This is a genomic window from Geobacter sp. FeAm09 (genome assembly GCF_008330225.1).
Taxonomy (GTDB): Bacteria; Desulfobacterota; Desulfuromonadia; order Geobacterales; family Pseudopelobacteraceae; genus Oryzomonas.
The window spans coordinates 2,875,513-2,901,108 of record NZ_CP042466.1; the positions used below are offsets into that span (position 1 = coordinate 2,875,513).

Here is a 25,596-nt window from a genome sequence, read left to right on the forward strand (position 1 = left end):
TACCTTGAGTTACCCGGAACAGAATGCTATATATGAGCGGATACAAATTTTACAGCTGCGCGCATTATCGAGCCCCGCAGGCGGGGCAGCGTGCGGTTTTGCCGGTTTTCCCGGCACCCAGGTGACGTGTGGGACTGACCCAGATCGACAACCTTGAAGTGGGCATGACCCTGGCAAGCGACGTTCACGACCGCACCGGCAGGTTGCTCTTGGGCGCGGGCGTGGAGTTGAGCCAGAAACACCTTATGGTGTTGCGCACCTGGGGGGTGATGGAGGTCAACATCGTCGGCCTGGAGGAGGGTGACCCCAACGGCCACCTCCCCGCCGAGATCACCCATGAGCAAGTGGACGCCGCCATGGCGGCACTCGGACCGCTGTTCTGCAACAGCGATGTCCAGCATCCGGTCATGCGCGAACTGCTCCGCCTCGCCGCGTTGCGAAAGGCTGCCCATGAGCTTTGCTGAACGCCCCCCCATCACCCTGGAGCAGCTTGTGGAGCAGACGCGGACGATCTACTCCCTCCCCTATTTCTACGAGCGCTTCAACGAAGCCATCAACCACCCCCGCAGCTCCATCGCCGATATCGCCAAGATCATCATCGAGGACCAGGGCCTCACCGCCCGCATCCTCAAGCTGGCCAACAGCCCGATGTTCGGCTATTACTCCCGGGTCGATTCCATCACCAAGGCCGTGACCATCATCGGTACCCAGCAGTTGCGCGACCTGGCGTTTGCCGCCTCGGCCATGGGCGTGTTCAAAGGCATCCCCGAAGAACTGATGAACATGGCCTTTTTCTGGCGCCACAGCATCGCCTGCGGCATCGTCGCCCGCAATCTGGCGGCCTGCCTGCGCGAAAGCAACGTGGAACGTTTCTTCGTGGCCGGCATCCTCCACGACGTGGGGCAGTTGATCATGTGCGCCGCCATACCGGACACGGCCGGCGAACTGCTGGCGCTCAGCCGCTCGCGCCGGGAGCATTACCACCATACCGAGCGGGACCGGCTGGGATTCGACCACGCCGACCTGGGCGGGGCGCTGCTGCAGGCCTGGAAACTGCCAGCCAATATCTTCGAGCCGGTGGCCTGCCACCACACCCCCCGCGCCGCGGCCCAATTCCCCCTGGAATCGGCCATCATCCACCTGGCGGAGATCATCTGCCAGTCCTTCGAGTTCGGCGCCAGCGGCGAATGGTGCGTCTCCCCCCTGGACCCGGCGGCCTGGGAGCGCCTCGGCATGCCGGTCAGCATCCTGGCGACGATCCTCAAACAGTCGGAACCGCAGATCGAGGAGACCTTCGACATCCTCATGGAGGGGCAATGACGAGCAAAAACGCCCCCCTTTCCCACGAATTCCTCCAGGAGCGGGTCCAGTTTCTGGAAGAGGCCAACCGGCGCTACATGTCGATTCTCGACCTGCTGGCGTCGAGCCTGGATTTCCACGGCGACCTCAACCGCGCCAAGGATTTTTCCGACATCTTCCGGGCCACCCAGGCCCAGATTTGCAGGATTCTGGCATGCCGCACCATGGGCTGCCTCGAGGCGATGGAGGACGGCAGTTTCGAGTTGGCCTCCTGGGAGCCCGGGGAGGCCCGGGACGAGATCCAGGCCGAGATCGACGCCAAGATCATGGACGGAACCTTTGCCTGGGCCCTGAACCGCAACCAGGCCATTCTGGTGCCCCTTGCCGGCAACCGGACCCTGCTCCTGCACAGCATTGCCACCCGCTCCCGCATCCTGGGGATGTTCGCGGCCATCCTGCCCGGAGATTCCACCGCGGTGGATGCGGCGGCCCTCAACGCCATCTCCATCATCCTGTACACCTGCGCCCACGCCCTGGAGAGCACCACCCTCAACGCCAAGCTGCATGAAAATATGGTCACCCTGGAGGAGAAGGTCCTGGAACGGACCCACGACCTGGCCATCGCCCGCGAACAGGCCGAAGAGGCCAGCCGCGCCAAAAGCGCCTTTCTTGCCAACATGAGCCACGAGATCAGAACCCCCATGAACGGCATCATGGGGATGACCGACCTCCTGCTGGCGGGCGGACTCGCCCCCGGCCAGGAACGGCAATTCCACCGCGCCATCATGGACTCGGCCGACAGCCTGATGGTCATCATCAACGATATTCTCGATTTTTCCAAGATCGAGGCGGGCAGGATCGTGCTCGACCACTCCCCGTTCCTGCTGCGTACGGTCATGGGGCAGGTGCTGCGCTCCCTGGCGCCCAAGGCGGCCGACAAAAACCTGGAACTGCTCTGCGTCCCGGAAACGAACGTGCCCGACGCGCTTTTGGGCGATGCGGGAAAACTGCGGCAGGTGCTGGTCAATCTCGTGGGCAACGCCATAAAATTCTCCGATCGCGGAGAAATCGCCGTGCATGCCATCCTCCTGGCAGACGACGGCGATCAGGTGTCGCTCCAGTTCTCGGTTTCGGACCGGGGGATCGGGATCACCCCGGAAGCCTGCGGCCGGATCTTCAACATGTTCGAGCAGGCCGACTCGTCCACGACCAAACGTTTCGGCGGCACCGGGCTCGGCCTGACCATCTCCCGGCGGATCGTGGAGCTGATGGGGGGCAGAATATGGGTTGACAGCACGCCGGGACAGGGGAGCACCTTTCATTTCACCATCCGCATGCCGGTGCAGCAGCACGTCCCTCCCCGCCCCGAGCCGGCCGAAATGGCGGGCCGGCGGGTCGTGGTGGTGGAGCAGATTGAACTGAACCGGCGCACCTTGGCCGAATACCTGACGGCATGGGGCATGCGGCCGTTCTGCGCGGCCCATGGGGAAGAGGCGCTGGAGCTCGTCCGCCGCCTGGCTGACGACACCAAGCCGCCCCTGCTGGCGCTGGTCGATCTGCAGACCCTGGGCGCCGACTGCTGGGGCCAGGTGGAACGGCTTCGGGACGCCGGGCGCGACGGCCTGTTGATGATCGTCATGACCAGCGCCGGAATCCGCGGCGACGCCGAACAGTGCCGCCAACTGGGGGTCGGCGGCTATCTCGCCAAACCGTGGGTGCATGACGAGCTGCGGGACGTCATCCTGGAGGTCCTGACCGGCCGGGGCACGGGGCAGCAGATGCCGGTAACCCGGCACACCCTGCAGGAGGAGCGGGCCCGTCTCGACATTCTGGTGGCCGACGATGTGGAGGTCAACCGGATGCTGGCCATGGCCGTCCTCGAAAAACAGGGGCACCGGGTCACCCTGGCGACCAATGGCCAGGAGGCCGTTGCGGCGTATGCCGCGGGGCATTTCGATGCCATCCTCATGGATGTCCAGATGCCGGTCAAGGACGGGTTGCAGGCCACACGGGAGATCCGGGTGTTGGAGATGGCTGCCGGCCGAAAGTGTCCCATTCTCGCCCTGACGGCCTATGCCGGCCAGGAAGACCGGGACAAGTGCCTGGCCGCGGGTATGGACGGCTATCTTTCCAAACCGTTCAAGGCGAGTGAACTGGAAGTGGCCCTGCACCGGCAATGCGGCCTCCCCTTGCCTCCCCAGGAGCCCGATTCAGGGGCAGCCGCCTCCCGGAATGCCGCAGAGCCGGACCTGCCGGTATTCGACCGGGGGGGGCTGCTTTCCCGCCTGGGGGGCAAGATCGAGCTGATCGGCAAGTTTGTGGCATTGTTCCGCAAGGGTATGGACGCCAACCTGGCGAATCTTCTCGCCGCCGCGGAACGCCATGACAGGGAAGGGATGCGGGTCAGCGCCCACACCATCAAAGGGGCCGCCGGCAATATCGGGGCGCCGCGGGTCCAGGACATCGCCCGGCGCATCGAGGAGGCCGCCCGGGAAGAGAGGCTGGCGGAGGCACAGAATCTGCTCCCCCGCCTCGACGACGAATACAATGCTTTTGTGCATCTGATCGAGGAAGGCCCATAACCGGCCGACATCCCGCGATCGGAAGTCCCCAAAGGAGGAATCACATGGAACTCAAGAAATGCCTCGTCGTGGATGACGACGAGTTGGGCCGCGAGATCGTTGCCCAGTACCTGCAGAACGTTCCCGTCGTCGACACCGCCGCCGGCGGCCGGGATGCGGTGGAAAAATTCCAGGCAGCCCTGACGGAGGGCGTCCCCTATGAGCTGATCCTGCTGGATATCGTCATGCCGGATATGGACGGGATCTCTGCCGGCAAAGAAATGAGGAAACTGGAGAAGCAGCTGGCCCTGCCGGTGGACAAGCAGGTCAAAATCGTCATGCTGACCGCCCTCAACACCCCCCAGGACGTCATGCAGTCCATGCTGACGGTGCAGTCGTCCGCCTACTTGGTCAAGCCGGTGGAGCCGGAGAAGGTCCGCAAGACGATCAGCCAGTTGGGGCTGCGGATCGCCGGTTAGGGAATCCGGCACGCCGGCGTGGCGAATTGCCGGCGCAGGCGCGCCCTTGCCTTGCAATCGGGCCGTTTTGTGGTATGAAACCGGACTATGGCGATACCATCACTTTAATTCTTCGGGCGTGCAACCTATGACTGTTCCGACAATCCTCGTTGTTGACGATGATGAACTGAGTGTCCGCATGCTGGAGGCCCAGCTCGGCGATGCGGGTTTCACCCCCGTAGCCGCATTCAGCGGCGCGGAAGCCCTGGACATTATGGAACAACGGCAGATCGATCTGGTCATCTCCGATCTGGTCATGCATGAGATGGACGGCCTGGAACTCATCGAACAGGTGAGGAAGCGGCACGAAGGAATACCGGTCGTCGTGGTGACGGCAAACGGCAGTGTGGAGAGCGCGGTGGAGGCCATGCGGCGCGGGGCGTACGACTACCTGGAAAAACCGATCAATCCCGCCATCTTGCACATCACGCTCCAACATGCCCTCAATTACCACCACGTTGTCCGGGAAAACGAGCAGATCAAAGGGCTTTTGGGAGAGCGGTTCACCTTTCAAAGCATCGTAACCGTGAACCCGGCGATGAAAGAGCTGTTGCGGTTGGCCGCCAAGGTCGCCTCGGCACGCCAGACGACCATAGCCATCTATGGGGAAAGCGGTTCCGGCAAGGAGGTCCTGGCGCGGGCCATCCACTTTGCCGGTAACGGGCTGCCCAACGGTTTCGTCGCGGTGAACTGCGCCGCCATTCCCGAACACCTGCTGGAAAGCGAACTCTTCGGCCATGTGCGGGGCGCCTTCACCGGCGCCGATCGTGACCGGGAGGGCAAGTTCAGCCTGGCCCGGGGGGGCACCATCCTGCTCGACGAGATCGGCGACATGCCCCTGCCGCTTCAGGCCAAGCTGCTCCGGGTTCTCCAGGAGCGCGTGTTCGAAAAGATCGGGAGCAACGCCCCGCTACCCGCCGACTGCCGGGTCATCGTGGCCACCAACCGCAATCTGGCCGAATGGGTCGCCGCCGGGCGATTCCGGGAGGATCTCTACCACCGGATCAACGTCTTTCCCCTCACCATCCCCCCCCTGCGGGACCGCACGGATGACATTCCCCTGCTCTGCGAGCATATGCTCGACCATTTGCGCCAGCATCTGGGCAAGGCGCTACCCGGCATCTCCCAAAAGGCCATGGACGTCATGCTCAACTACCACTGGCCGGGCAATGTCCGTGAACTGCGCAACTGTCTGGAACGCGCGGCCATCCTCACGGAAGGGGAGTTGATCCGGCCTGCCCATCTGGGGATCAGCCCGGCAGGTTCCGACGATGCCGCTCACGGTGCCGCCGGGGACAGCATCACCTATACGCTGACGGTGCCGGGCGAACTCCTCTCCCTCGATACGCTGACGAAACGCATTCTCGCCATTACCCTGGAACGGTGCAACGGCAATAAATCAAAAGCCTCCCAGATGCTCAAGATCGGCCGCAAGGCGTTCTATCGCCCCTGACCCGCTGCGCCGCGCCCCGCCGGACAGCTTCCCGGGCAAGGCCAAGGACGCAGGCCGCCCCACCGCGTACCGGCCGTCACGGAGCCGGCGGCGGGAATCGGGAGGGGGAATGCCACGAAAGGATTTCAGTAGGTAATACGGAGAAGGCCGACCGACAGGGCAAGCTTGTTGGAGGCCGCGGGCGAGTCCACAAACTCGGGAACGATGGTGGGCATGGCAAATTTGACTTTGCCGTCTTCGACTTCCGCCAGCGTCTTTACCGCCTTGGCCAGGCCGAAGATTGTGCCGCCAATGGCGCCGCAGCCCGCGCCTATCCCAAAATTGACGAGGTGTTTCGCCGGTTTTTTGGTGAAAGCGACGGTGGCCCCACCGACTAACGTACCGATCATGACGCCGTACAGGGCATCCTGGAATGTTTCCTGGAGGGCCTGATCAACGGCGGAAGCCGGAATGGCCCCCAACAACAGGGAAGAGATAACGATCATCGAAACGATTTTACGGGTTTTAGGTGCTTTCATCGAGCCTCCTGTGCATGGTGTAACCGGCTCCCGGTTCATAGTTCCAGGCTTTTGATCTGACTGATGGAGCAAGAGCCGGATTGTATCCTGTGGACCCCGCCGCTGAAGTTTTCCTCGAAGGGGATGGTCAGATAGCGCCACTCGCCCGCGCGCCTGAGCAGGAACGTGATCGGGGCCCGAGGCTGGTGTGCGGCCAGACACTCCTCGATATCCCTGAGCGTCCTGGTCGGCTTCCCGTCCATGCCGGCGATGATGTCGCCGGTCTCAATACCCGCGGTGGCCGCCGTCCCGCCCCAGCCGACGACCATGACGATAAGCCCATCCGCCATGTCCATGCCGCTTCGGATGGCAGAGGCACGGCCGACCGCGGTCACAATCATCCCGAGAAAATCCAGCATGGCGGGAGATTTCTCCTGCATCGTCCTTGTACCTCTGTCCGGCCTCATCGTCGTCTCCCGTCTATCCGTTGCCATGGCTTCCCGGCATCACCCCGCCAACGAGGCATCCCCGCGCGATGCGCTTTCAGGGCCATCCGCCGCTCGCGCAGCCATATACTGCATCTGCAGCAATTTTTCGTGAACATCCTTGCGGCAGAACACCTCGACGGCGATGATCTCGCCATCGACCACGTCAACCAGGATATTGCCCTGTTTGGGAGCGAGGACAATCGTGGTCTGCCCCGCCCCCCACCCTCGTGAAGGCTGCAGCCCGGTACAGAGCATGGCGCAAAACTCCTCGCTGATGACACATCGATCCATATCCACCGGCATATTCTTCACTTGACAGGCAAACTCGGGCCTGTCTTCCGCAAGAAGCAGGCGTTCCAGTTCGCCCACGAAATCCGGCAGGCAGTCTTTCAGATATATTTTTTGCATGGCCCTACCACATAATCGCTCATCTCGCCGGGCCGAGGTGCCGCCTCGCTGCGCCGACGGGGATCAAGGTGTCCGAAATTCACTCGGATTTCGTTTGTGCGGCCAGTGATTCGGGAAGTGCTTCCTTGATATCGGCCTTGCGGATCAAAGATTTCATGAGTTCCATGGCGGTAAGATTCACGCCCTCCGATGTATCGTTGATGGTCACCCCCCACAGCAGTCTGCCGGTTGCGGTGTCGGCGATCTTGGCGGTCAGGGAAACGGTACAGCGGTTTTTCTTGTCCATATTGCTGGCCAGGCTGGCAACCAGCGAGGGGGACCGGATCGTTTCGCAACTGAAGTCATTGACGCTGCCGAAAACCACGGCAGCGATATTGTGGGACTGCAAGGTGTTGCGCATGTCGTCACTCAAGCCCGAGCCGTAGAATTTCGTCTCGTTCACCAAGGCGGTGGCAGTGCTTCGATCGATCACGACATACCCCTTGGCCACCATCTCCAATGCCACGCGGTCGGCAGCCTCCTGGCCGATGCTTTTGGTGCTGGAGGTGGAAAAGAAAGGCATGAGCGCCACCGTCTTCGAGTCAGGGGGGCTTCTGAACAGGGAACAGCCGGCCAGCGGTATGCAGAGAATAAGGTGGAGAATGATTCGTTTCATTGATGCTGTCTCCGTAACGTTTCTATGGTAAGTGCCGAGGAGAAAAAAATCATGCGGCCTCGAATTTGTAGCCCGCGCCATACACGGAATGAATGAACTCCGTGTCCGGGTTGGCATCGGCAATCTTCTTGCGCAGCTTTTTGATGTGGCTGTCGATGGTTCGGCTGCTGACAACACGGCGATCGATATAGATCTGTTCCATCAGTTGCTGCCGGCTGTAGATACGCCCCGGCTTTGCCGCCAGAAACTGCAGCAGCTTGAATTCCACGGCGGTGAGATCGAGCTCGTGTTCGGCAAGCGTGGCCCGATACCGTGATTCGTCGAGCATAAGCCCGGCGGCTTGCGTGGTCTGTTCGTCGCCCATGCGGCGCAGGACAGCCTTGACCCGGGCGACGACCTCCCGGGGACTGAACGGTTTGCAGATGTAGTCGTCGGCGCCCAGTTCAAGCCCGAGCAGGCGATCGACCTCATCGATGCGCGCGGTCATCATGATGATCGGCACATTCGAGAAGGTCCTGATCTCTTTGCAGATATCTATTCCATCCCGCCCTGGCAGCATCAGGTCGAGAAGTATAAGGCTCGGACCATGTTCCTTCACCCACGGCGTAACTTCAGTACCATTGAACAAACTGGACGCTTCAAATCCGGCAAGGTAGAGATAATCTTTCAATACATCGACAAGCTTCAGCTCATCTTCAACAATAAGTATCTTTTTCGCCATAGCCAATTCCCCGCTTCATGGAGTACGTAATAAAACAATAAGGCCACTTGCCGTGCACACTATTATCACAAGTCGGCTCGCCAGTATCGATACCTGCATGTCTTTTCCTATTTCTGACACATTGTGTTGACGTTTCCTTCTTTTCTGACCTTTTTGACACTGTCGCGCAGCGGCGGGTTGCATGACGTCACTCAAGCGTACCGCATACGACGAGGGACAGGGGGGCCGATGCTGTGGCCACCGTCGCCGCAGCCGCTGTCAGCGCCCCGGTCGTCTGGCTGACGGTGTACAGGGAGATGGAGTTGTCATAGTAGTTTGCCGCGTAGGCGTATTTACCCGAGGGGTCGATGGCCAACGAGCGGGGCTGCTTGCCGGAAGTCGCGGCCGTACCGGCTGTCAGCGTCCCGGTGGACTGGCCGATGGTATAGACGGATACGGTGCCGGAGCCGGAGTTCGCCGCATAGGCGTATTTCCCCGTGGGATCGACGGAAACCGCATAAGGGCTCGTGCCCGCAGCCACATCCGTCACCTTGACCAGCGCCCCGGTGGATTGTGTGATGGAGAATACCGAGATGGTGTTGGAGCCGCTATTGGCCACATAGACGAACCGTCCCGTGGGATCGGTGCTCACGGAGACGGGGTTGGTGCCGGCTGCCGCTGCCGTCCCCCCGACGCTGGTCAAGGCCCCGCTGGTCTGGTCGATGACAAAGGCAGCGATCGTGAACGTGGTGTAGTTCGCGGCATAAAGAAACCTTCCCGAGGGGTCAACGGCAACCGAGACGGGGTTGGTGCCGGTTCCCGTCGTTACCGTGGTCACCGCGGTCAAGGCGCCGCTGGTCTGGTCGATGGCGTAGGCCGAAATGGTGCTGGAACCGTAGTTCGCCACGTAGGCGAACCTTCCAGAGGGCTCCACGGCAACGGAGCGCGGCTCGCTGCCGGCAGCAACCGCCGTCCCGGCGGTCAAGGCTCCCGTGGTCTGGTCGATGGTATACACCGAGACATTATCGGACGAGCGGTTTGCCACGTAGGCGTGTTTCCCGGAAGGATCGACGGCAATGCCGTAGGGGCCGGTCCCGGCGGCAACCGCCGTCCCGGCGGTCAAGGCCCCGCTGCTCTGGCTGATGCCGTAGACCGAGATGCTGTCCGAAGCATAATTTGCCGCATAGGCGAATTTCGGCACGTAGGTGACGGCGGAGGTTCCCGATGTCATGGCCATGTGCACGGGACCGCTGCCGGCGGAAACCGTTCCCGCGGCGCTTAAGGCGCCGGTGGTCTGGTCGATGGCATAGACCGGGATGGCATAGGAATTGAAGCTCGTCGCATAGGCGAACTTGCCCGAAGGATCGACCATGACGGAAGCCGGGTTCGTCCCCGCGGCCACCGACGTTCCCTCGGTCAATGCCCCCGTGCTCTGGTTGATGGTGTAAACCGAAATGGTGTTGGAATCATAGTTGGCCACATAGGCGAATCTACTCGCAGAATCTACGGTCACGGCCATGGGGGTCACCTCGGTGAGGGCCGCCGTCCCTTTGGTCAAGACCCCGGTGGTCTGGTTGACGGTGTAGACCGAAATAGTATTGGAACCACTATTGGCGGCATAGGCAAATTTGCCGGAGGGAGCTATGGTCACGGATACGGGGGTCGTGCCGGCGGCAATGTCGGTCTTCCCGCTCAGGGCTCCCGTGCTCTGATTGACGGTATAGACCGAGATGGTGTTGTCGCCGCTGTTGGCCACATAGGCAAAGCCGCCGGAGGGAGCGATGGTCACCGAGCTGGGGGTCGTGCCGGTAGCCACGGCGGTTCCGGCGGTCAGGGCACCCGTAGTCTGATTGATGGTATAGACCGAGATGGTCTTGTCGCCGCTATTGACCGCATAGGCGAATTTGCCCGTGGGGTCGACGGTGACGGACGAGGGGGCCGTGCCCGTGGCCACGGCGGTTCCGGCGGTCAGGGCCCCGGTGGCCTGGGTGACGGTATAGACCGAAATGTTATTGGAACCGTAATTTGCGGCGTAGGCGAATTTGCCGGATGGGGTAACGGTCACGGAACGGGGGTTCGTCCCGGCGGCCACATAGCCGCTATGGCGCAGTTGGCCGGTCGAGGCATTAACGCTGTAGATGGAAACCGTTCCGTCATTGTAGTTGGCGGCGTAGGCGAAGCGGGGATAGGTGGAGGTGGTGCTTGTACCGCTGTTTTCGCCGCTGCCGCACGAAGCCGATGCCAATAGAACAAGAATCAAGACCGCCGTTTTCATTACATCCCGGATCATAGCCGTACCGCCCTCTTTGGATAGTATTTTTATCTAAAAAACAGATCTGTGCCGTTGCATGGGATTGTGCTGCCTTTGGGGAAAAAACACCGGTATACGGTTACTGTGCACGCTCTTTCGAGCGCCGGAATCTTCCAACCCGATAAACCGGATGCACCTGAACCTGCGATGGCAACCTAGAGCAGGAATGTGATTTAAATATGTTACAATTGAGCAAATGTGGCAAAGCACAGCAAATTGTTTCGTTGCCGGCGGCATCATCCGCGCACGGGAAAGGCGCATGCCCGCCCTTGTCACGGGGCAATTTGATGTGTATACTGTGTTTGCATTAACAAAATCACATTTTAGGTCCACATTTTCCCAAAAAGAGTGGTGCACCACATCGTTCGACACACCAGATTCAACCGTTGCCACTGACCGCCATACCACCCAAAAGGAGATTTCCCATGAGCAACCTGCCTGTCGCCAAAACCGAAGTGGGCCAGATGGCCCACGAGATCATCCAACTCGTCAGCTTCGAACTAGGAGGTGAGGAGTACGGGGTGGACGTGCTTGCCGTCCGTGAGATCATCCGCATGCCCGGCATCACCAAGATGCCCAACACCCCGGATTACGTGGACGGCATCATCAACCTGCGCGGCACGGTGGTGCCGATCATCTCCCTGCGCCGCCGCTTCGGCCTGGACGAACGGGAAAACGACCGCCAGAGCCGCATACTGGTCATGGAGGCCGGGGGGAGCCTGACCGGTTTCGTGGTCGATGCCGTGGCCGAGGTCATCCGCATTTCCTCCTCCGACATCCAGCCTCCCCCGGCCATCACCCAGGGCAACCTGGCCCAGGAGTGCATTACCGGCGTACTCAACCGCACGGAGCGGCTGTTGATCGTACTTGACCTCAACCGCCTGTTCAGCGACGAGGAAAAGGCCCAGTTCGAGGGGTTGGCCTGAAGACACCGGCCGCACCATCAGAAGGGCACCATCACTCCCGGTCACGCCTCACCAGACAAAAAGGAGAACGACCATGGCATGGATACGAGACATGAAGATTGGCGCCAAGATGTTGGCAGTGGTATCGGTGGTGATCCTGCTGACGCTCCTTCTGGGGATCTTCTCCATCCGTCAACTGTCCCAGGTGAACAACTCGACGGTGGACCTCGCCACCAACTGGATGCCGAGCATCAAAGTGCTGGGAAAGGTCAGCAACGACATGAACCTGCTCCGCCGCAGGGAATTCCAGCATCTCCTCTCCACGGAGAAAGCCGATATGGATTCGTGGGAGAAAAAGATGGCGGTCGTCTTCGACGATTTGAAAACTGACCTCCAGGCGTACGAGAAGCTCGTCTCGTCACCGGAGGAAAAGGCGCTCTATGAAGAGATAAAAAAGAATTGGGCAGCCTACCTGGTGGAGCACGAGAAGCAGCTCGCCCTGTCGCGGCAGAACAAAACCGCCGAAGCCCTTGCCGTCATGCGGGGCGACTCCACGAAGTTCTTCAACGGCACCATAGCGCTGGTTGACAAGGGCATCGCCATAAACAGCAAGGGGGGCGACGACTCCTACCAGAAGTCCATCGCCACCTACAACAGCGCCCGGATCTATATCGTCGTGGCGATTGCCGCAGCCATACTGGCCGGGATACTCCTGGCGCTGTTTCTCAGCCGCATCATCACCAGAGCCCTCATAGAGGCGGTCTCCGTGGCCAACAGCCTGGCCAGGGGGGATTTGACGGTGGAAGTCGAGACGAACTCCAAGGATGAGACCGGCCAACTGCTGCTGGCCATGAAGGACATGGTCCGGAACCTGCGCGACATGATCTCCAAAACGGCTGAGATCTCGTCGGGAATAGCCTCGGCCTCCAATCAGCTCCACTCCACCTCGGAGCAGATCTCCACCGGCGCCGAGGAAGTGGCCTCCCAGACCAGCACCGTGGCCACCGCCAGCGAAGAGATGGCCGCCACCAGCGGCGACATCGCCCGCAACTGCACCATGGCCGCAGAGAGCTCCAAACGGACCAGCGAATCGGCAACCAGCGGCACGACCGTGGTTCACGAGACGATCGTCGGCATGGGCAAGATCGCCGAGCGGGTGAAGCAGACCGCCGACACCATCGGCGCCCTCGGCACACGCTCCGAGCAGATCGGCGCCATCATCGGCACCATCGAGGACATTGCCGACCAGACCAATCTTCTGGCCCTGAACGCCGCCATCGAGGCGGCCCGCGCCGGAGAGCAGGGACGCGGCTTCGCGGTCGTCGCCGACGAGGTGCGCGCCCTGGCCGAGCGGACGACCCGCGCCACCAGGGAGATCGGGGAAATGATCAAGGCCATCCAGGCCGAGACCAGGGAGGCGGTAAAGGCCATGGAGGAAGGCGTCCGCGAGGTGGAGAAGGGGGCCACCTCTTCGCAGAAATCGGGCGAGGCCCTGGACGAAATCCTGAGCCGGATCAACGATGTGACCATGCAGATCAACCAGATCGCCACGGCCGCCGAAGAGCAGACCGCCACAACCGGAGAAATAACGTCGAACATTCAGCAGATAACCGAGGTGGTCCATCAAACGGCCCGGGGTGCGGAGGAAACGGCATTGGCCGCCGGCCAGCTTTCCGAACAGGCCCAACAGCTCCAGAGCCTGGTAAGCAGATTCAGGATAGCGTGATCCGGCTTGCAGATGGGGGAGCGGCAAAAGTTTTTTCATAAATGACCGATAATGAAATTACTGCTGCTTTTTGAATTAATATAGTATAATGCGTCCACATTTCGCGAAGTCATGATGCTTGAGGACGTTCATTCTACAGACCCCCAACGGAGAGGGAGGAAGTTCCATGAGTTTCTGGGCTGACCTGAAAGTACGGACGAAGCAACTGGTGTTGATCGGTATCTGCTGCCTTGCCATGCTTGTGGTGGGCGGCGTGGGAATGCTGGACATGAAGAAGCTGAATACACACCTGGGCGCGTCCAACGAAAACCTGCGGCAGGTTGCCATCCTGGGGGAAATGAAGAACAGCTTTCTGACGATGCGCCTCATGCTTTTGGCCAACGGCCTCACCAAGGAGCCGGCCAAGATACGGGAACGGCTTGTCGACTTCGGCAAGACCACGGCAAGCATCCGCGAAAAGATCAAGGCCCTTGAGGCCACGTCGCTGACCCCGGAAGGGAAGGAGAAACTGGACACCTTTAAAAAGGGGTTCGAGCTCTATGCAAGCACCGGACAGAAGTCGGGGGAAACGACCGCGGCCGCCATCGAAAGCCAGGACCCGAACGCGATAGACGCGGCCAACAAATGGGGACTCCAGAATCTCGCCCCGCTCTACGCCAAACCGGCCGAAGCGATCTCCCTGCTGGTGGAATCCCAGGTCAAAAGCTCGCAAATCAGCTATGAGACAGACCAGTCCATCTACCGGCGCGACGTGCTGCTCATGATGGTGATCATCTTTCTGGCGGTGACGGCATCCTTCACCATCGGCCTGTTCATCTCCCGTTCCATCACCGGCCCCTTGGGCAGGGTCTTCACCACCATGTCCAAGGTGGCTGCGGGGGACCTGACCGCCCATTCGGACGTGGATTCGCGTGATGAAATGGGGCTTTTGTCCACCGAGGTCAACACCATGTCCGCAAAGCTGCAGGGCATCATCACCCAGGTTGCGCAGTCCGCCGTACGGGTGGCGTCGTCCTCGGGCCACCTCCAGAGCACCTCGGACCAGATCGCCACCGGCGCCGAGGAGGTTGCCTCCCAGACCGGCACCGTAGCCACGGCCAGCGAAGAGATGGCCGCCACCTCCAGCGACATTGCCCGCAACTGCCTGAGCGCCGCGGAGAGTTCGAGTTTCGCCAGCGACACGGCACGCTCCGGGGCAGCGGTGGTTCAGGAAACCATCACCGGCATGGAGCGCATCGCCGGGCGGGTGAAGCAGGCGGCCAAGACCGTGGAGGAGTTGGGGGCGCGTTCGGACCAGATCGGCGCGATCATCGGCACCATCGAGGATATCGCCGACCAGACCAACCTGCTGGCCCTGAATGCCGCCATCGAGGCCGCCAGGGCGGGCGACCAGGGACGCGGCTTTGCGGTCGTTGCGGACGAAGTCAGGGCGCTGGCCGAACGAACCACCCGCGCCACGCGCGAGATCGGCGAGATGATCAAGGCGATCCAGACGGAAACCAAGGGGGCGGTAAACGCCATGGAAGAGGGGGTAAGCGAGGTCGAGAAGGGGACCGCCTCCTCCATGAAGTCGGGCGAGGCGCTCCAGGGGATCCTCAATCAGGTCAACGAGCTGACCATGCAGGTCAACCAGATCGCCACGGCCGCCGAGGAGCAGACTGCCACCACCGGCGAGATAACGGTCAACATCCACCAAATCACCGATGTGGTCCACCAGACGGCCAAAGGCGCCACCGAAACGGCTACGGCGGCGGCCGACCTCGCCCGCCAGGCCGAAGAGCTGCAACGGCTGGTCGGCCAGTTCAAACTGGCCTGAGGCGCGCAGGCTGAAGCTCCGTTCCCGCCGGGCATGGCGGGAACGGGTACGCACGCGGAAAAGGGATTCCACTATGGACCGCATTCTGGTTATCGACGACGATTTCCACATCCGGAAGACGTTGATCGACATCCTGAACTACAAGGGGTACGAGGTTATCGCGGCAAAGGACGCTGCCGAGGGCCTCGCCCTGCTGCGCGAAAACAGCTTCAGCCTGGCGCTCATCGACCTCGGCCTGCCCGACATGCCCGGCTTCGAGGTGCTGGACAGGCTCAAGACGGAGTCCCCCGCCACCGAGGCCATCATCCTCACCGGAAACGCCCCCCTCGATTCGGCCGCGGAGGCGGCAAGCCGGGGCGCCTTCGCCTGCCTGGGCAAGCCCTGCGAGATCGACCAGCTCCTGCTGCAGGTGCGGCGAGCCATGGAAAAGCGGCAGGCGGCCCGGGAACCGGAGAAAAAGCAGCATGACGCCGTCTCCCGGCGATAGACGTCCGTTGGTTCGAAACGGCCCCCCGAAGCGGTACGACAGCCAATGATACGACAGAATACGTCAATAGCTCGCATCGTTATTTTCGTCCTGGTGGCGGTTACGATCTTCGTGTCAACCGCCTTCGGCTTTTTCAGCTATTGGCAGGAGCGGAGCATACGCCTCAAGGAGCTTCATGCGGAGCTCACCATCGTTTCCGGGCAGCTCTCGAGCAGCCTGGCCCTGCCCGTGTGGAACTTCGACCAGCAGCAGACCGAGAAGATACTCGAAAGCGCCATGCAGAACCGGCAGGTCGCGGGCATCATCGTCAAGGAGCCCGGCCCGGGTAAAGTCGTGGCGGGCCGGACGCGGGATCCCCAGTGGCGCGTCATCCCGACCGGGAGCGACATCCCGCCGCACGGGCTGCTCTCCGTTCAAACCCCCATCACGATCCACGACCGGCAGATCGGCACCGTGCACCTCTATCTCACCCCCCGGTTCATGAAGGAACTGCTCCACAGCTATCTCATACGGTTTGCGTGCGGCATCGCCGTGCTCAATACCTGCATGGTCCTGATCCTGTTCCATCTGCTCAGGCGCGCGGTCATCAATCCGCTGAAAGCCGTCGTAGGCTATGCCCTGAAGGTCGGCGCCGGAGGGGCGGAAAAGGCCGCCATCGGCGCCGCCGGCTTCTACGGCGAACTGGACAACCTCAGACGCTCCATCGAGGATATGACCCACGCCCTCCTGGAGGCCCAGGAGCAACTGGTACGCAAGGAAAAGCTGGCGATCCTCGGACAGCTTGCCGGCAGCGTGGGGCATGAGCTGCGCAATCCGCTCGGCGTCATGAACAATGCCGTGTATTTTCTGAAGACGGTCCAGCCGGAGGCCGACGACACCGTCAAGGAATACCTGGAGATCATCAAAAAGGAGATCGACACCTCCCTGTGCATCATCACCGATCTCCTTGACTTCGCCCGTACCAGGAAACCGCGGATTGAAGCGGTAGCGGTCCGTCATCTGGTGGACGAGGCCCTCCAGAGATGCGCCGTGCCGGAAAATATCTCGCTTCGGATCGCGCTTCCCGACACCCTGCCCGCTCTCAGGGTTGACCCGCTCCAGATCGGCCAGGTGCTGTACAACCTCATCACCAACGCCATCCAGGCGATGCCCGACGGCGGAACCATCGAAATCCTGGCACTGAAGCTTCCCGCCTCCTCCACCATGAAAATCAGCATCATCGACAGCGGTGACGGCATCCCGCCGGAGAGGGTGGCAAAACTCTTTCAACCGCTTTACACCACCAAGGCGCGCGGTATCGGGCTGGGGTTGACCCTCTGCCGGAACCTGAGCGAAGCCAATGGCGGCACCATAGAAGTAGCGAGCCTCGTGGGGCGCGGAACCACCTTTGCCGTGACATTGCCGGCCGAGGAACCGGAGGAGCCATGAACGACGGAACAGTGACCGTCCTGGTGGTTGACGACGACCGGCGCATGGTCAAGACCCTCTGCGACATTCTGGAGATAAAGGGGCACAGGACGCTGGCAGCCTATGGCGGTGACGAGGCATTGGGGCTGATGGGGCGGGAGAAGCCTGACTGCGTGCTGATGGACATCAAAATGCACGGGATGAGCGGCATCGAGGTGCTGAAACGCATGCAGGCGGCACACCTGGACCTGCCCGTGGTCATGATGAGCGCCAATGCCACGGAAGAACAGATCGAGGAAGCCAAACGCCTGGGAGCCTACGCGGTTCTCTCCAAGCCCATCGACCTGCAATCGATCCTCATGTTCCTCTCGCTCATCAAGAAAGAAGAGAGCATCCTCATCGTGGACGACGATCCGCTCTTTGCCAGAACGCTCAGGGACATCCTGCAGGCCAGCGGGTACCGGGTGGAAACGGAGTTCGACTCGGACAAGGTGCTTGGCCACATGGAGCATGACGATCAGTTGATCGTCGTCCTGGACCTCAAGCTCGGCACGGCGAACGGCCTGGATGTGCTGAAGGAGATCCGCTCCCGCTATAAAGCGAAACCGGTGGTGCTCGTCACCGGATACGGGAGCGAAATGACCGCCGCCATCGTCCAGGGCATGCAGATCGGCGCCTATACCTGTCTTTACAAACCCTTCGAGGCGGAGGTGTTGCTGCGCCTCATCGAAGAGGTCAGCCTCACCAAGCTGCAGGCGGTGCTCGGATAGCCCCCGCAATCGTACCCGGCGGACACACATTGTATCCCACGGGTACACTTCCCCTCTCCCGCCAAATCATAACCCGCCGTAATTAATGCTTTCTTAATATTGGCATCCAACCTGCTAGATAAGTCCTGTAGCGCACGGACTGTCCCCATCCCGCGCAGACAGGGAGTGAGTACGGTGAGCGCCGTTGTGGGAATCATATCGTTACGGGGGGGGAAACATGGGATTTTCATCGGTCTTGCTGGAGAGACTTCATACAACTGAGGATGTGCTGGCAAAGCAGCTCGTACGGGACGTGAAAGATGTCTTCAACACCATGGTCGGCATGGACGACCTGCTGCATCTCCCGCTGGAGATCAATCCCGTGAATCATTTTTCCGGCTGCACCAGCGCCCTGGTCGGCCTGGCGGGCACCTACAACGGCCTCATCAGCCTGCATGTCCCGGACGAATTGGCCAGAGGCATCACCACCAACATGCTTGGTCAGGACGTGAGCGATTCCGGCGATGACATCCAGGACGCGCTGGGAGAGGTCGCCAACATGATTGCCGGCTCCTTCAAACAGCACCTGACCAGCAGCGGCCTGGACATCCGGCTCTCGACGCCCTCGGTGGTCACCGGAAAGCGGTACGCCATCTCCCTCACCAACAAGCCGGAGGCGCTGGCGCTTCGTTTTGCCGCCTCGGACGAGGACTGGTTCATGGTCGCCGTGGCCCTGGAAGAGGGCTAGGCGCCACCGTTATCCCTGGCCGACGAAATACCTGATGATATCGTTGTAGAACGCCAGGATCATCAGCCCCAAAAGCAGCATCAGGCCGACCTGTTGGGCATATTCGCGGGCCTTTTGGCTGACCGGGCGGCGGAATATCAATTCCCAGAAAAAGAAGAAAAGATGCCCGCCGTCAAGAACCGGCACCGGCAGGAGGTTGAGTACCCCCAGGTTGACGCTGAGCAGCGCCATGAAGGCCAAAAAGCTGGAGCCGCCGGCCTGGGCGGTTTCACCGGCCATCTTGGCGATCATGATCGGCCCGCCGAGCGAATCCAGCGGCACGACGCGCTGGGCCAGTTTTACCAGCGACATGACCGTGATCTCGATCACCTTCCCGGTTTGGACCGTACCCTTGCCGATCGCCTCGATGGGGCCGAAATGCTCGGTTACCACCTCGCCGGCCGAAGCCACGCCAATGGCGAAGCCGTTGACCTTTTCGCCGAACAGGTTCTTGCTGATGCGCGGTTCGGGCACGATGGTGAACTGCAGGTCCGCCCCATTGCGCTTCACCGCCACCACGACCGGTTGGCCCTTGGTCGCGGCAATCGCTTCGGCCACCTCTTCCCAATGGGCAATGCCCTTACCGTTGATGGCGGTTATGACGTCGTTCTTCTGAACGCCGGCCTTTGCCGCGGGCTTGTCCTTCAGGACCTCGCCGATCTTGGTGGTGATGGAAGGTACGCCCAGCATGCAGAGCACGATGAAGGCCAGCCAGGCAAAGACCAGGTTGAATGCCGGCCCGGCCATAACGATGGCGATCCGCGCCAGGGGCGGCTTATGGGCGAAGGAGCGGCTCTTTTCCTCCGCCGTCAACTCCCGAGGGACGGCGACAGCCTCGCCGGCAGGTGCGGCACCGTTTTCCTCCCCTTCCTCCGAAGCGGGATGGTGCGATTCCGCCCCCTCGATGAAGCCTCCCTCGCCGAACATCTTGACATAGCCGCCCAAGGGGAAGGCAGAGACCAGGTATTCCGTCTCGCCGATCTTCTTGCCCACCAGCTTGGGTCCGAAGCCGAGGGAAAACTTCTCCACCTTGACGTTGAACAGCTTGGCCACCAGGAAATGCCCGAACTCATGGACGAAGATCAGTACCCCCAGGACGATTACGGCATAGACGATCATCATATCAGTTCACCATTCCCCGGCAGATCTCGCGGGCCCGGTCGCGCCCCCAGCGGTCGGCCAGCAACACCTCTTCGATGGATTTCAGGTTATGGGCCTGGTGGGCATCCATGGTCCGCTCAATGACCTGGGCGATCTGCATGAAGCCGAGCCGTCCCTCCAGGAACGCCTCCACGGCGATCTCGTTGGCGGCATTCATCACGGCCGGCATGCTCTCCCCCTCCTTGATGGCCCGATAGGCCAGTCCGAGGCAGCGGAACTTCTCCTGGTCCGGCCTGAAGAAGGTCAGCCCGGACAGGGCGGTCAGGTCGAGCGGCTTGACCCCGGTTGCCACCCTCTCCGGATAGGACAGGGCGTAGGCGATGGGAGCCTTCATGTCGGGCGTGCCCAACTGGGCGATGACGCAGCCGTCCACGTATTCGACCATGGAGTGGATGATGCTCTGGGGGTGGATATTGACGTCGATCTTCTCCACCGGCACATCGAACAGCCAGCGCGCCTCCAGCACCTCCAGCCCCTTGTTCATCATGGTCGCCGAATCGATGGAGATCTTGCGCCCCATGCTCCAGTTGGGATGATTGAGGGCATCCCGCACGGTGACGCCGGCCAGCTGCTCGGTCGGCGTGTTCAGGAACGGGCCGCCCGAAGCGGTCAGGATGATCCGGGTGATGTCTTCGCTGCGATGCCCTTCCATGGACTGGAACACGGCGCTATGCTCGCTGTCCACCGGGTAGAGCTTGACGCCGTACTCGGCCACCATCTCCATGAAGAGATGCCCGGCGGTGACGAGGGTCTCCTTGTTGGCCAGGGCGATGTCCTTGCCGGCCCGGATGGCGGCGGCGGTGGGAACCAGACCGGCGGCGCCGACGATGGCGGCCACCACCATCTCCGTTTCGTCGGCGACGGCGGCGGCGATCAGGCCTTCAACGCCTCCCAGAATCTCAACCGCAATCCCGGAACACATCTCCCTGAGCCGGGGGACGTCCTCCTGGGCGGCGACAACGGCGATGCGCGGCGAGAACGCTTTGATCTGGCGGGCGAACAGTTCGAGATTGCGGCCGGCGGTCATGGCAACCACGCGGAAACGGTCCGGGTACGCGGCGACGATCTCCAGGGTGCTGACGCCGATGGAGCCGGTTGAACCGAGAATGGTGAGATGTTTCATAGAGCTATCCCTTGAAAAAATAGATGACGTAGTAATAGAGGGCCGGCGCGGCGAAGATGATGCTGTCCAGACGGTCCAGAACGCCGCCGTGGCCGGGGATGATGGTCCCGGAATCCTTGACCCCGAAACTGCGCTTGAGGAGCGATTCGAACAGGTCGCCGGCCTGCCCGAGGGCTCCGATGAACAGGGCCGTCGCCAGGGCATCCCGAAAGCTCAGCTGGGGGAAAAAGCTGAACTTGGCGATCAGGGTGCCGCCAATGCTGCCGGCCAGCCCGCCCAGGGCCCCCTCGATGCTTTTCTTGGGGCTGACCAGCGGGTAGAGGCGGTGTTTGCCGAAGGCGCCGCCGGTGTAATAGGCCGCCGAATCGTTGGTCATGACGATCAGCATGATCACCAGGAGCCACTGGATGCCGTAGGGGGTCTGGCGCAGCATGACCAGATGCATCAGCAGGAACGGGATGTAGAGAAACGCCAGCATGGCATGGGCGATCTCCCGCGCGGCATCGGCCACCTCCCGGATGCGGAAGAGAAACAGAAGGGCAAAGGCCAGGAACAGGAAAGCGACCCCTGCCAGGAGGTGGCGGTCGTTGCCGAAAAAGGGGACGAAAATGAGGAGCGTGCCGCAGACGGCCGCCGGCCACACCTCGACGGTCCTGTCCGGCAGGGCCATGCGGTAGAATTCGTGAATGCCGATGAAGACGAAGATGGCCAGCAGGCAGGCGAACAACAGCGGGCCGCCCTTGAGAATGGTCAGGATCAGGACCGGCAGGAGGATAAGCGCTGAGATCAGGCGTTTAATAAGGAGCCCCTATTCAGTAGTTGGTCGCTGGTTTTGCCGAAACGCCGCTCCCGGGACTGGAAATCGGCCAGCGCCTTGTGGAACTCGTTGATGGTGAAGTCGGGCCAGTAGGTTTCGGTAAAATACAGCTCGGTGTAGGCCAATTGCCACAAGAGGAAGTTGCTGATGCGCATTTCTCCGCTGGTGCGGATCAGGAAATCCGGATCGGGCAGGCCACCGGTGTCGAGATAACCGGAGAAAAGTTCCATGGTAATGTCGTCCGGCCTGACCGTGCCGGCCGCCACGTCCCGGGCCAGCCGGCGCGCCGCCATGCTGATCTCCTGCCGGCCGCCGTAGGAAAGCGCCAGGGTCAGCACCATGCCGGTATTGCCGGACGTTTCGCGGATGGCGTCCTCCAGGGTGGCGTTGACGTCGTCGGGTAGTTCGCTGCGGTTGCCGATGACGTTATAGCGGATGTTCTTGCGCATCATGCGCGCCGTTTCCTGGCGGATGTACTTCTTGAGCAGCGCCATCAGCGCCTTGACCTCCATGGCGGGCCGCGACCAGTTTTCCGAGGAAAAGGCGAACAGGGTCAGATACCTGATCCCCAGAAGGGACGCCTGCTCCACCACCATTTTGATGGTCTCGGCCCCGCGCTGGTGGCCTACGATGCGCTTGAGCATGCGCTGCTGGGCCCACCGCCCGTTGCCGTCCATGATGACGGCAAGGTGCGTGGGCAGTTTGCCCGGTTCGAGCGGCTCCATCAGACTTCCATGACCTCTTTTTCCTTATGGGCCACCGCTTCGTCGATCTTGGTCTCGAAGCTCTTGGTAATATCCTGTACATCCTTTTCATACTTCTTCAGTTCATCTTCCGTGACCGCCTTGTCCTTCTCCAGCTTCTTCAGCTTGTCCATGGCGTCGCGGCGGATGTTGCGCAGGGCGATCTTGTCCTCTTCGGCCTTTTTCTTGAGATCCCTGACGATTTCCTTGCGGCGTTCCTCGGTCAGCGGCGGCAGGTTGAGACGGATGATCTTGCCGTCGTTGGAGGGGGTCAGGCCGATATTGGCGTTGAGGATCGCCTTTTCGATGGGGCCGATCATCTTGGCCTCCCAGGGGGCGATGGTGATGGTGCGCGGCTCCGGCACCGCCAGGGTCGCCACCTGGCTGATGGAGGAGGGGTTGCCGTAATAGTCAACCTTGACCACATCCAGAATGCCGGTGCTGGCGCGACCGGTCCTGATCTTCTGGAATTCCCCCTTGAGAACGCTGACGGTCTTTTCCATATGGGACTTCATGTCGTCGATCACGGCCTTTGGCATATGTCTATTCTCCTTGTACGATGGTTCCGATTTCTTCACCGCAGATGACCTTCGTGATGTTGCCCTCGGTGGTCAGATCGAATACGATAATCGGCAGGTTGTTGTCCATGCAGAGTGAGGTGGCGGTGGCGTCCATAACCTGCAGCCCCATCTTGAGCACTTCAAGATAGGTCAGTTTCGGCAGCTTGACCGCCGTGGCGTCCTTCTTCGGATCGGCCGAGTAGACGCCGTCCACCTTGGTCCCCTTGAGGATCACCTGGGCGTTGATTTCCATGGCCCGCAGGCTGGCTGCGGTATCCGTGGTAAAGTACGGGTTGCCGGTGCCGGCGCCGAAGATCACCACCCGCCCCTTCTCAAGATGCCGTATGGCCCGCCGCCGGATATACGGCTCGGCCACCTCCTGCATGGCGATGGCCGACTGGACCCGGGTGGAAACTCCCACCTTCTCCAGGGCGTCCTGCATGGCCAGGGAGTTGATCACGGTGGCCAGCATGCCCATGTAGTCGGCGCTGGCACGGTCCATCCCCTTGGATGAGGCGGCCAGGCCGCGGAATATGTTGCCGCCGCCGATCACGAGCGCCAGTTGGACCCCCGAGTCCACAACCTCTTTGATCTCCCGGGCGATGGTGCTGATGGTCAGCGGATCGATGCCGTATCCCTGGTCGCCGGCGAGCGATTCGCCGGACAGCTTCAAGAGCACTCTGGAAAATGACGGCCTGTTCATATGGTCTGCTCCCGTCCTGAATGTGATGTATGTAGAAGTCGTCAGATGTGCGATGATGACAAGGCGGCGAGCATAAAAAAAAGCCGGCCATGACGGCCGGCTTCGGCGTCTGACTACATGCCGGCCGCTGCTGCCACTTCGGCAGCAAAGTCCGATTCCTTCTTTTCCAGTCCTTCGCCGAGGACGTACTTGGTAAAGCGGCGAATGGACATATTCTCGCCGATCTTGGCGATGGTTTCGTTGAGATACTGTTCGATGGTCTTGTCCGGGTCCTTGACGTACGCCTGCTCCAGCAGGCAGACATCGGCGTAGAACTTGTTGACCTGACCCTCGATGATCTTCTCGATGATATTTTCCGGCTTGCCGGTTTCGCGGGCCTTGGCGCGGTAGATTTCCTTCTCCCGTTCCAGAACGTCGGCAGGCACTTCCTCGCGGCGCACGCAGGTAGGCGAGGCGGCAGCGATATGCATGGCAATGTCCTTCACGAAGATCTGGAAGTTTTCATTCTTGGCAACGAAGTCGGTTTCGCAGTTGATCTCGACCATGACGCCGATCTTGCCGCCGGCGTGGATATAACAGCCCACGGCACCTTCAGTGGCGGCTCTGCCGGCCTTCTTCGCGGCAGCGGCCAGCCCCTTCTTGCGCAGGTAATCCACGGCCTTCTCGAAATCACCGGTACTTTCCTCAAGGGCCTTCTTGCAGTCGAGCATGCCGGCCCCGGTCGATTTTCTCAATTCGTTGATCTGTGCAGCAGTAACAGCCATCATATCCTCCTTCCCCGTTCCAGGGGATCAATGTGTGGATCAGTCCTTATTCGGCGGTCTCGCCGGCGACGTCTTCAACCGCTTCGGCGGCGAATTCCTCGCCCCCTTCGCTGTCGGCCTGGAGAGCGGCGCTACGGGCCTGGGCCCCTTCGATGGAAGCGTCGGCGATCTTGGAGCTCAGCAGGCGGATGGCGCGGATGGCGTCGTCGTTGCCGGGGATGACGTGGTCGATGGGATCGGGATCGCAGTTGGTATCGACGATGGCCACAACGGGGATGCCCAGTTTGTTGGCTTCCTGAACGGCGATTTCTTCGTTCTTGGGGTCGATGACGAACATCAGGCCGGGAAGCTTGCTCATCCCCTTGATGCCGCCCAGGATCTTCTGGAGCTTTTCACGCTCCTTGTCGAACTGGAGGGATTCCTTCTTGGTGTAGGCGTCGATGGTGCCGTCCTCGAACATGGCGTCGAGGCGCTTGAGGCGGTCGATGCTCTGCTTGACGGTGGCGAAGTTTGTCAGCATGCCGCCCAGCCAGCGCTGATTGACGTAAAACATGCCGCAACGCGTCGCCTCTTCGGCTACCGAATCCTGGGCCTGCTTCTTGGTGCCGACGAACAACACGGTGTTGCCGTTTTCGACCGATTCTTTTACGAAGTTGTAAGCGGATTTGAAATAACGGACGGTCTTCTGCAGGTCGATGATGTAGATTCCGTTACGTGCCCCGAAGATGTAGGGTTTCATCTTGGGGTTCCAGCGTTTGGTCTGGTGGCCGAAATGGACGCCGGCTTCCAGCAGTTCCTTCATGCTGATGCTTGACATACTCTTCTCCTTTGGTTTTTCCTCCGCCCCGTTGAATCCCCGCAAGCCACAAGGGACACCGCCGGTTATTATCCGAGGCGTGTGAATTGTAATCGAAATTTTATAGCACAATCGCCCAGAGGATGACAAGTAAAATTAACT

At 61.0% G+C, this 25,596-nt stretch carries 26 protein-coding genes; 12 read left to right on the forward strand and 14 right to left on the reverse strand.

Translation table 11 applies throughout. The features are described 5' to 3' along the window. Nucleotides 1–128 precede the first annotated feature (128 nt). The 5 genes from FO488_RS13450 to FO488_RS13470 all read left to right on the forward strand — a co-directional run bounded on the left by FO488_RS13450 (nucleotide 129) and on the right by FO488_RS13470 (nucleotide 5,831). Nucleotides 129–464, forward strand: a complete 336-nt coding sequence (locus tag FO488_RS13450) for a hypothetical protein (protein ID WP_149211028.1) — start codon at nucleotides 129–131, stop codon at nucleotides 462–464. Next, nucleotides 451–1,320: an HDOD domain-containing protein gene (locus FO488_RS13455; RefSeq protein ID WP_149211029.1), complete on the forward strand. Its 870-nt coding sequence runs from the start codon at nucleotides 451–453 to the stop codon at nucleotides 1,318–1,320. The genes FO488_RS13450 and FO488_RS13455 overlap by 14 nt, the downstream gene beginning before the upstream one ends. Then, nucleotides 1,317–3,881 carry a response regulator gene (locus FO488_RS13460; RefSeq protein WP_149211030.1) on the forward strand — a complete coding sequence of 855 codons (2,565 nt, stop codon included), beginning with the start codon at nucleotides 1,317–1,319 and terminating at the stop codon, nucleotides 3,879–3,881. Before FO488_RS13455 ends, FO488_RS13460 begins: the two co-directional genes overlap by 4 nt. A gap of 44 nt (nucleotides 3,882–3,925) precedes the next feature. Beyond that, the gene (locus FO488_RS13465) at nucleotides 3,926–4,339 is read left to right on the forward strand and encodes a response regulator (protein ID WP_149211031.1); all 414 of its coding nucleotides are present in this window, start codon (nucleotides 3,926–3,928) and stop codon (nucleotides 4,337–4,339) included. A gap of 127 nt (nucleotides 4,340–4,466) precedes the next feature. Further along, nucleotides 4,467–5,831: a sigma-54 dependent transcriptional regulator gene (locus FO488_RS13470; protein WP_149211032.1), complete on the forward strand. Its 1,365-nt coding sequence runs from the start codon at nucleotides 4,467–4,469 to the stop codon at nucleotides 5,829–5,831. Nucleotides 5,832–5,956: 125 nt separating this feature from the next. On the opposite strand, the gene FO488_RS13475 is transcribed toward FO488_RS13470, so the two are convergent. The 6 genes from FO488_RS13475 to FO488_RS13500 all read right to left on the reverse strand — a co-directional run bounded on the left by FO488_RS13475 (nucleotide 5,957) and on the right by FO488_RS13500 (nucleotide 10,869). Beyond that, nucleotides 5,957–6,349 carry a hypothetical protein gene (locus FO488_RS13475; protein ID WP_149211033.1) on the reverse strand — a complete coding sequence of 131 codons (393 nt, stop codon included), beginning with the start codon at nucleotides 6,347–6,349 and terminating at the stop codon, nucleotides 5,957–5,959. A gap of 35 nt (nucleotides 6,350–6,384) precedes the next feature. Continuing rightward, entirely contained in the window at nucleotides 6,385–6,795 is a 411-nt protein-coding gene (locus tag FO488_RS13480; RefSeq protein ID WP_168206040.1) for a PDZ domain-containing protein, read from the reverse strand. A gap of 39 nt (nucleotides 6,796–6,834) precedes the next feature. Beyond that, entirely contained in the window at nucleotides 6,835–7,224 is a 390-nt protein-coding gene (locus tag FO488_RS13485; protein WP_149211035.1) for a hypothetical protein, read from the reverse strand. A gap of 79 nt (nucleotides 7,225–7,303) precedes the next feature. Then, nucleotides 7,304–7,879: a CsgG/HfaB family protein gene (locus FO488_RS13490; RefSeq protein ID WP_168206041.1), complete on the reverse strand. Its 576-nt coding sequence runs from the start codon at nucleotides 7,877–7,879 to the stop codon at nucleotides 7,304–7,306. A gap of 49 nt (nucleotides 7,880–7,928) precedes the next feature. After that, the gene (locus FO488_RS13495; RefSeq protein WP_149211037.1) at nucleotides 7,929–8,600 is read right to left on the reverse strand and encodes a response regulator; all 672 of its coding nucleotides are present in this window, start codon (nucleotides 8,598–8,600) and stop codon (nucleotides 7,929–7,931) included. A gap of 187 nt (nucleotides 8,601–8,787) precedes the next feature. Then, nucleotides 8,788–10,869, reverse strand: a complete 2,082-nt coding sequence (locus tag FO488_RS13500; RefSeq protein WP_149211038.1) for a beta-propeller fold lactonase family protein — start codon at nucleotides 10,867–10,869, stop codon at nucleotides 8,788–8,790. A 446-nt stretch (nucleotides 10,870–11,315) separates the two neighbouring features. Here FO488_RS13500 and FO488_RS13505 point away from each other — a divergent pair, with 446 nt between their 5' ends. The 7 genes from FO488_RS13505 to FO488_RS13535 all read left to right on the forward strand — a co-directional run bounded on the left by FO488_RS13505 (nucleotide 11,316) and on the right by FO488_RS13535 (nucleotide 18,728). Next, the gene (locus FO488_RS13505) at nucleotides 11,316–11,816 is read left to right on the forward strand and encodes a chemotaxis protein CheW (protein WP_149211039.1); all 501 of its coding nucleotides are present in this window, start codon (nucleotides 11,316–11,318) and stop codon (nucleotides 11,814–11,816) included. A gap of 73 nt (nucleotides 11,817–11,889) precedes the next feature. Beyond that, entirely contained in the window at nucleotides 11,890–13,521 is a 1,632-nt protein-coding gene (locus FO488_RS13510; RefSeq protein ID WP_149211040.1) for a methyl-accepting chemotaxis protein, read from the forward strand. A gap of 166 nt (nucleotides 13,522–13,687) precedes the next feature. After that, nucleotides 13,688–15,337, forward strand: coding sequence for a methyl-accepting chemotaxis protein (locus tag FO488_RS13515; protein WP_149211041.1), 1,650 nt, complete (start codon nucleotides 13,688–13,690; stop codon nucleotides 15,335–15,337). 73 nt (nucleotides 15,338–15,410) lie between these two features. Further along, nucleotides 15,411–15,824 (forward strand): response regulator, encoded by a 414-nt coding sequence (locus FO488_RS13520; RefSeq protein WP_168206042.1) that lies wholly within the window; start codon nucleotides 15,411–15,413, stop codon nucleotides 15,822–15,824. 45 nt (nucleotides 15,825–15,869) lie between these two features. Next, complete coding sequence (locus tag FO488_RS13525; protein ID WP_149211043.1) at nucleotides 15,870–17,252, forward strand: sensor histidine kinase; 1,383 nt, start codon at nucleotides 15,870–15,872, stop codon at nucleotides 17,250–17,252. Then, on the forward strand, nucleotides 17,249–18,001 hold the full coding sequence (locus tag FO488_RS13530) for a response regulator (protein ID WP_149211044.1): 753 nt from the start codon (nucleotides 17,249–17,251) through the stop codon (nucleotides 17,999–18,001). Before FO488_RS13525 ends, FO488_RS13530 begins: the two co-directional genes overlap by 4 nt. A 217-nt stretch (nucleotides 18,002–18,218) precedes the next feature. Continuing rightward, the gene (locus tag FO488_RS13535; protein WP_149211045.1) at nucleotides 18,219–18,728 is read left to right on the forward strand and encodes a chemotaxis protein CheX; all 510 of its coding nucleotides are present in this window, start codon (nucleotides 18,219–18,221) and stop codon (nucleotides 18,726–18,728) included. 9 nt (nucleotides 18,729–18,737) lie between these two features. Here the strand turns inward: FO488_RS13535 and rseP are convergent, their stop codons facing one another. The 8 genes from rseP to rpsB all read right to left on the reverse strand — a co-directional run bounded on the left by rseP (nucleotide 18,738) and on the right by rpsB (nucleotide 25,455). Then, nucleotides 18,738–19,889: an RIP metalloprotease RseP gene (gene rseP, locus FO488_RS13540; RefSeq protein ID WP_149211046.1), complete on the reverse strand. Its 1,152-nt coding sequence runs from the start codon at nucleotides 19,887–19,889 to the stop codon at nucleotides 18,738–18,740. A 1-nt stretch (nucleotide 19,890) separates the two neighbouring features. Then, complete coding sequence (locus tag FO488_RS13545) at nucleotides 19,891–21,051, reverse strand: 1-deoxy-D-xylulose-5-phosphate reductoisomerase (protein WP_149211047.1); 1,161 nt, start codon at nucleotides 21,049–21,051, stop codon at nucleotides 19,891–19,893. Nucleotides 21,052–21,055: 4 nt separating this feature from the next. Continuing rightward, nucleotides 21,056–21,850, reverse strand: coding sequence for a phosphatidate cytidylyltransferase (locus FO488_RS13550; RefSeq protein ID WP_149211048.1), 795 nt, complete (start codon nucleotides 21,848–21,850; stop codon nucleotides 21,056–21,058). Then, nucleotides 21,838–22,593: an isoprenyl transferase gene (locus FO488_RS13555; RefSeq protein WP_149211049.1), complete on the reverse strand. Its 756-nt coding sequence runs from the start codon at nucleotides 22,591–22,593 to the stop codon at nucleotides 21,838–21,840. Before FO488_RS13555 ends, FO488_RS13550 begins: the two co-directional genes overlap by 13 nt. Beyond that, a complete protein-coding gene (frr, locus tag FO488_RS13560; RefSeq protein WP_149211050.1) occupies nucleotides 22,593–23,150 on the reverse strand; it encodes a ribosome recycling factor in 558 nt (185 codons plus the stop codon). The genes FO488_RS13555 and frr overlap by 1 nt, the downstream gene beginning before the upstream one ends. 4 nt (nucleotides 23,151–23,154) lie before the next feature. Further along, nucleotides 23,155–23,874, reverse strand: coding sequence for a UMP kinase (pyrH, locus tag FO488_RS13565; RefSeq protein ID WP_149211051.1), 720 nt, complete (start codon nucleotides 23,872–23,874; stop codon nucleotides 23,155–23,157). Nucleotides 23,875–23,987: 113 nt separating this feature from the next. After that, nucleotides 23,988–24,638, reverse strand: coding sequence for a translation elongation factor Ts (gene tsf / locus FO488_RS13570; RefSeq protein ID WP_149212192.1), 651 nt, complete (start codon nucleotides 24,636–24,638; stop codon nucleotides 23,988–23,990). Nucleotides 24,639–24,684: 46 nt separating this feature from the next. After that, nucleotides 24,685–25,455, reverse strand: a complete 771-nt coding sequence (rpsB, locus tag FO488_RS13575; protein ID WP_149211052.1) for a 30S ribosomal protein S2 — start codon at nucleotides 25,453–25,455, stop codon at nucleotides 24,685–24,687. Nucleotides 25,456–25,596: the final 141 nt, after the last annotated feature.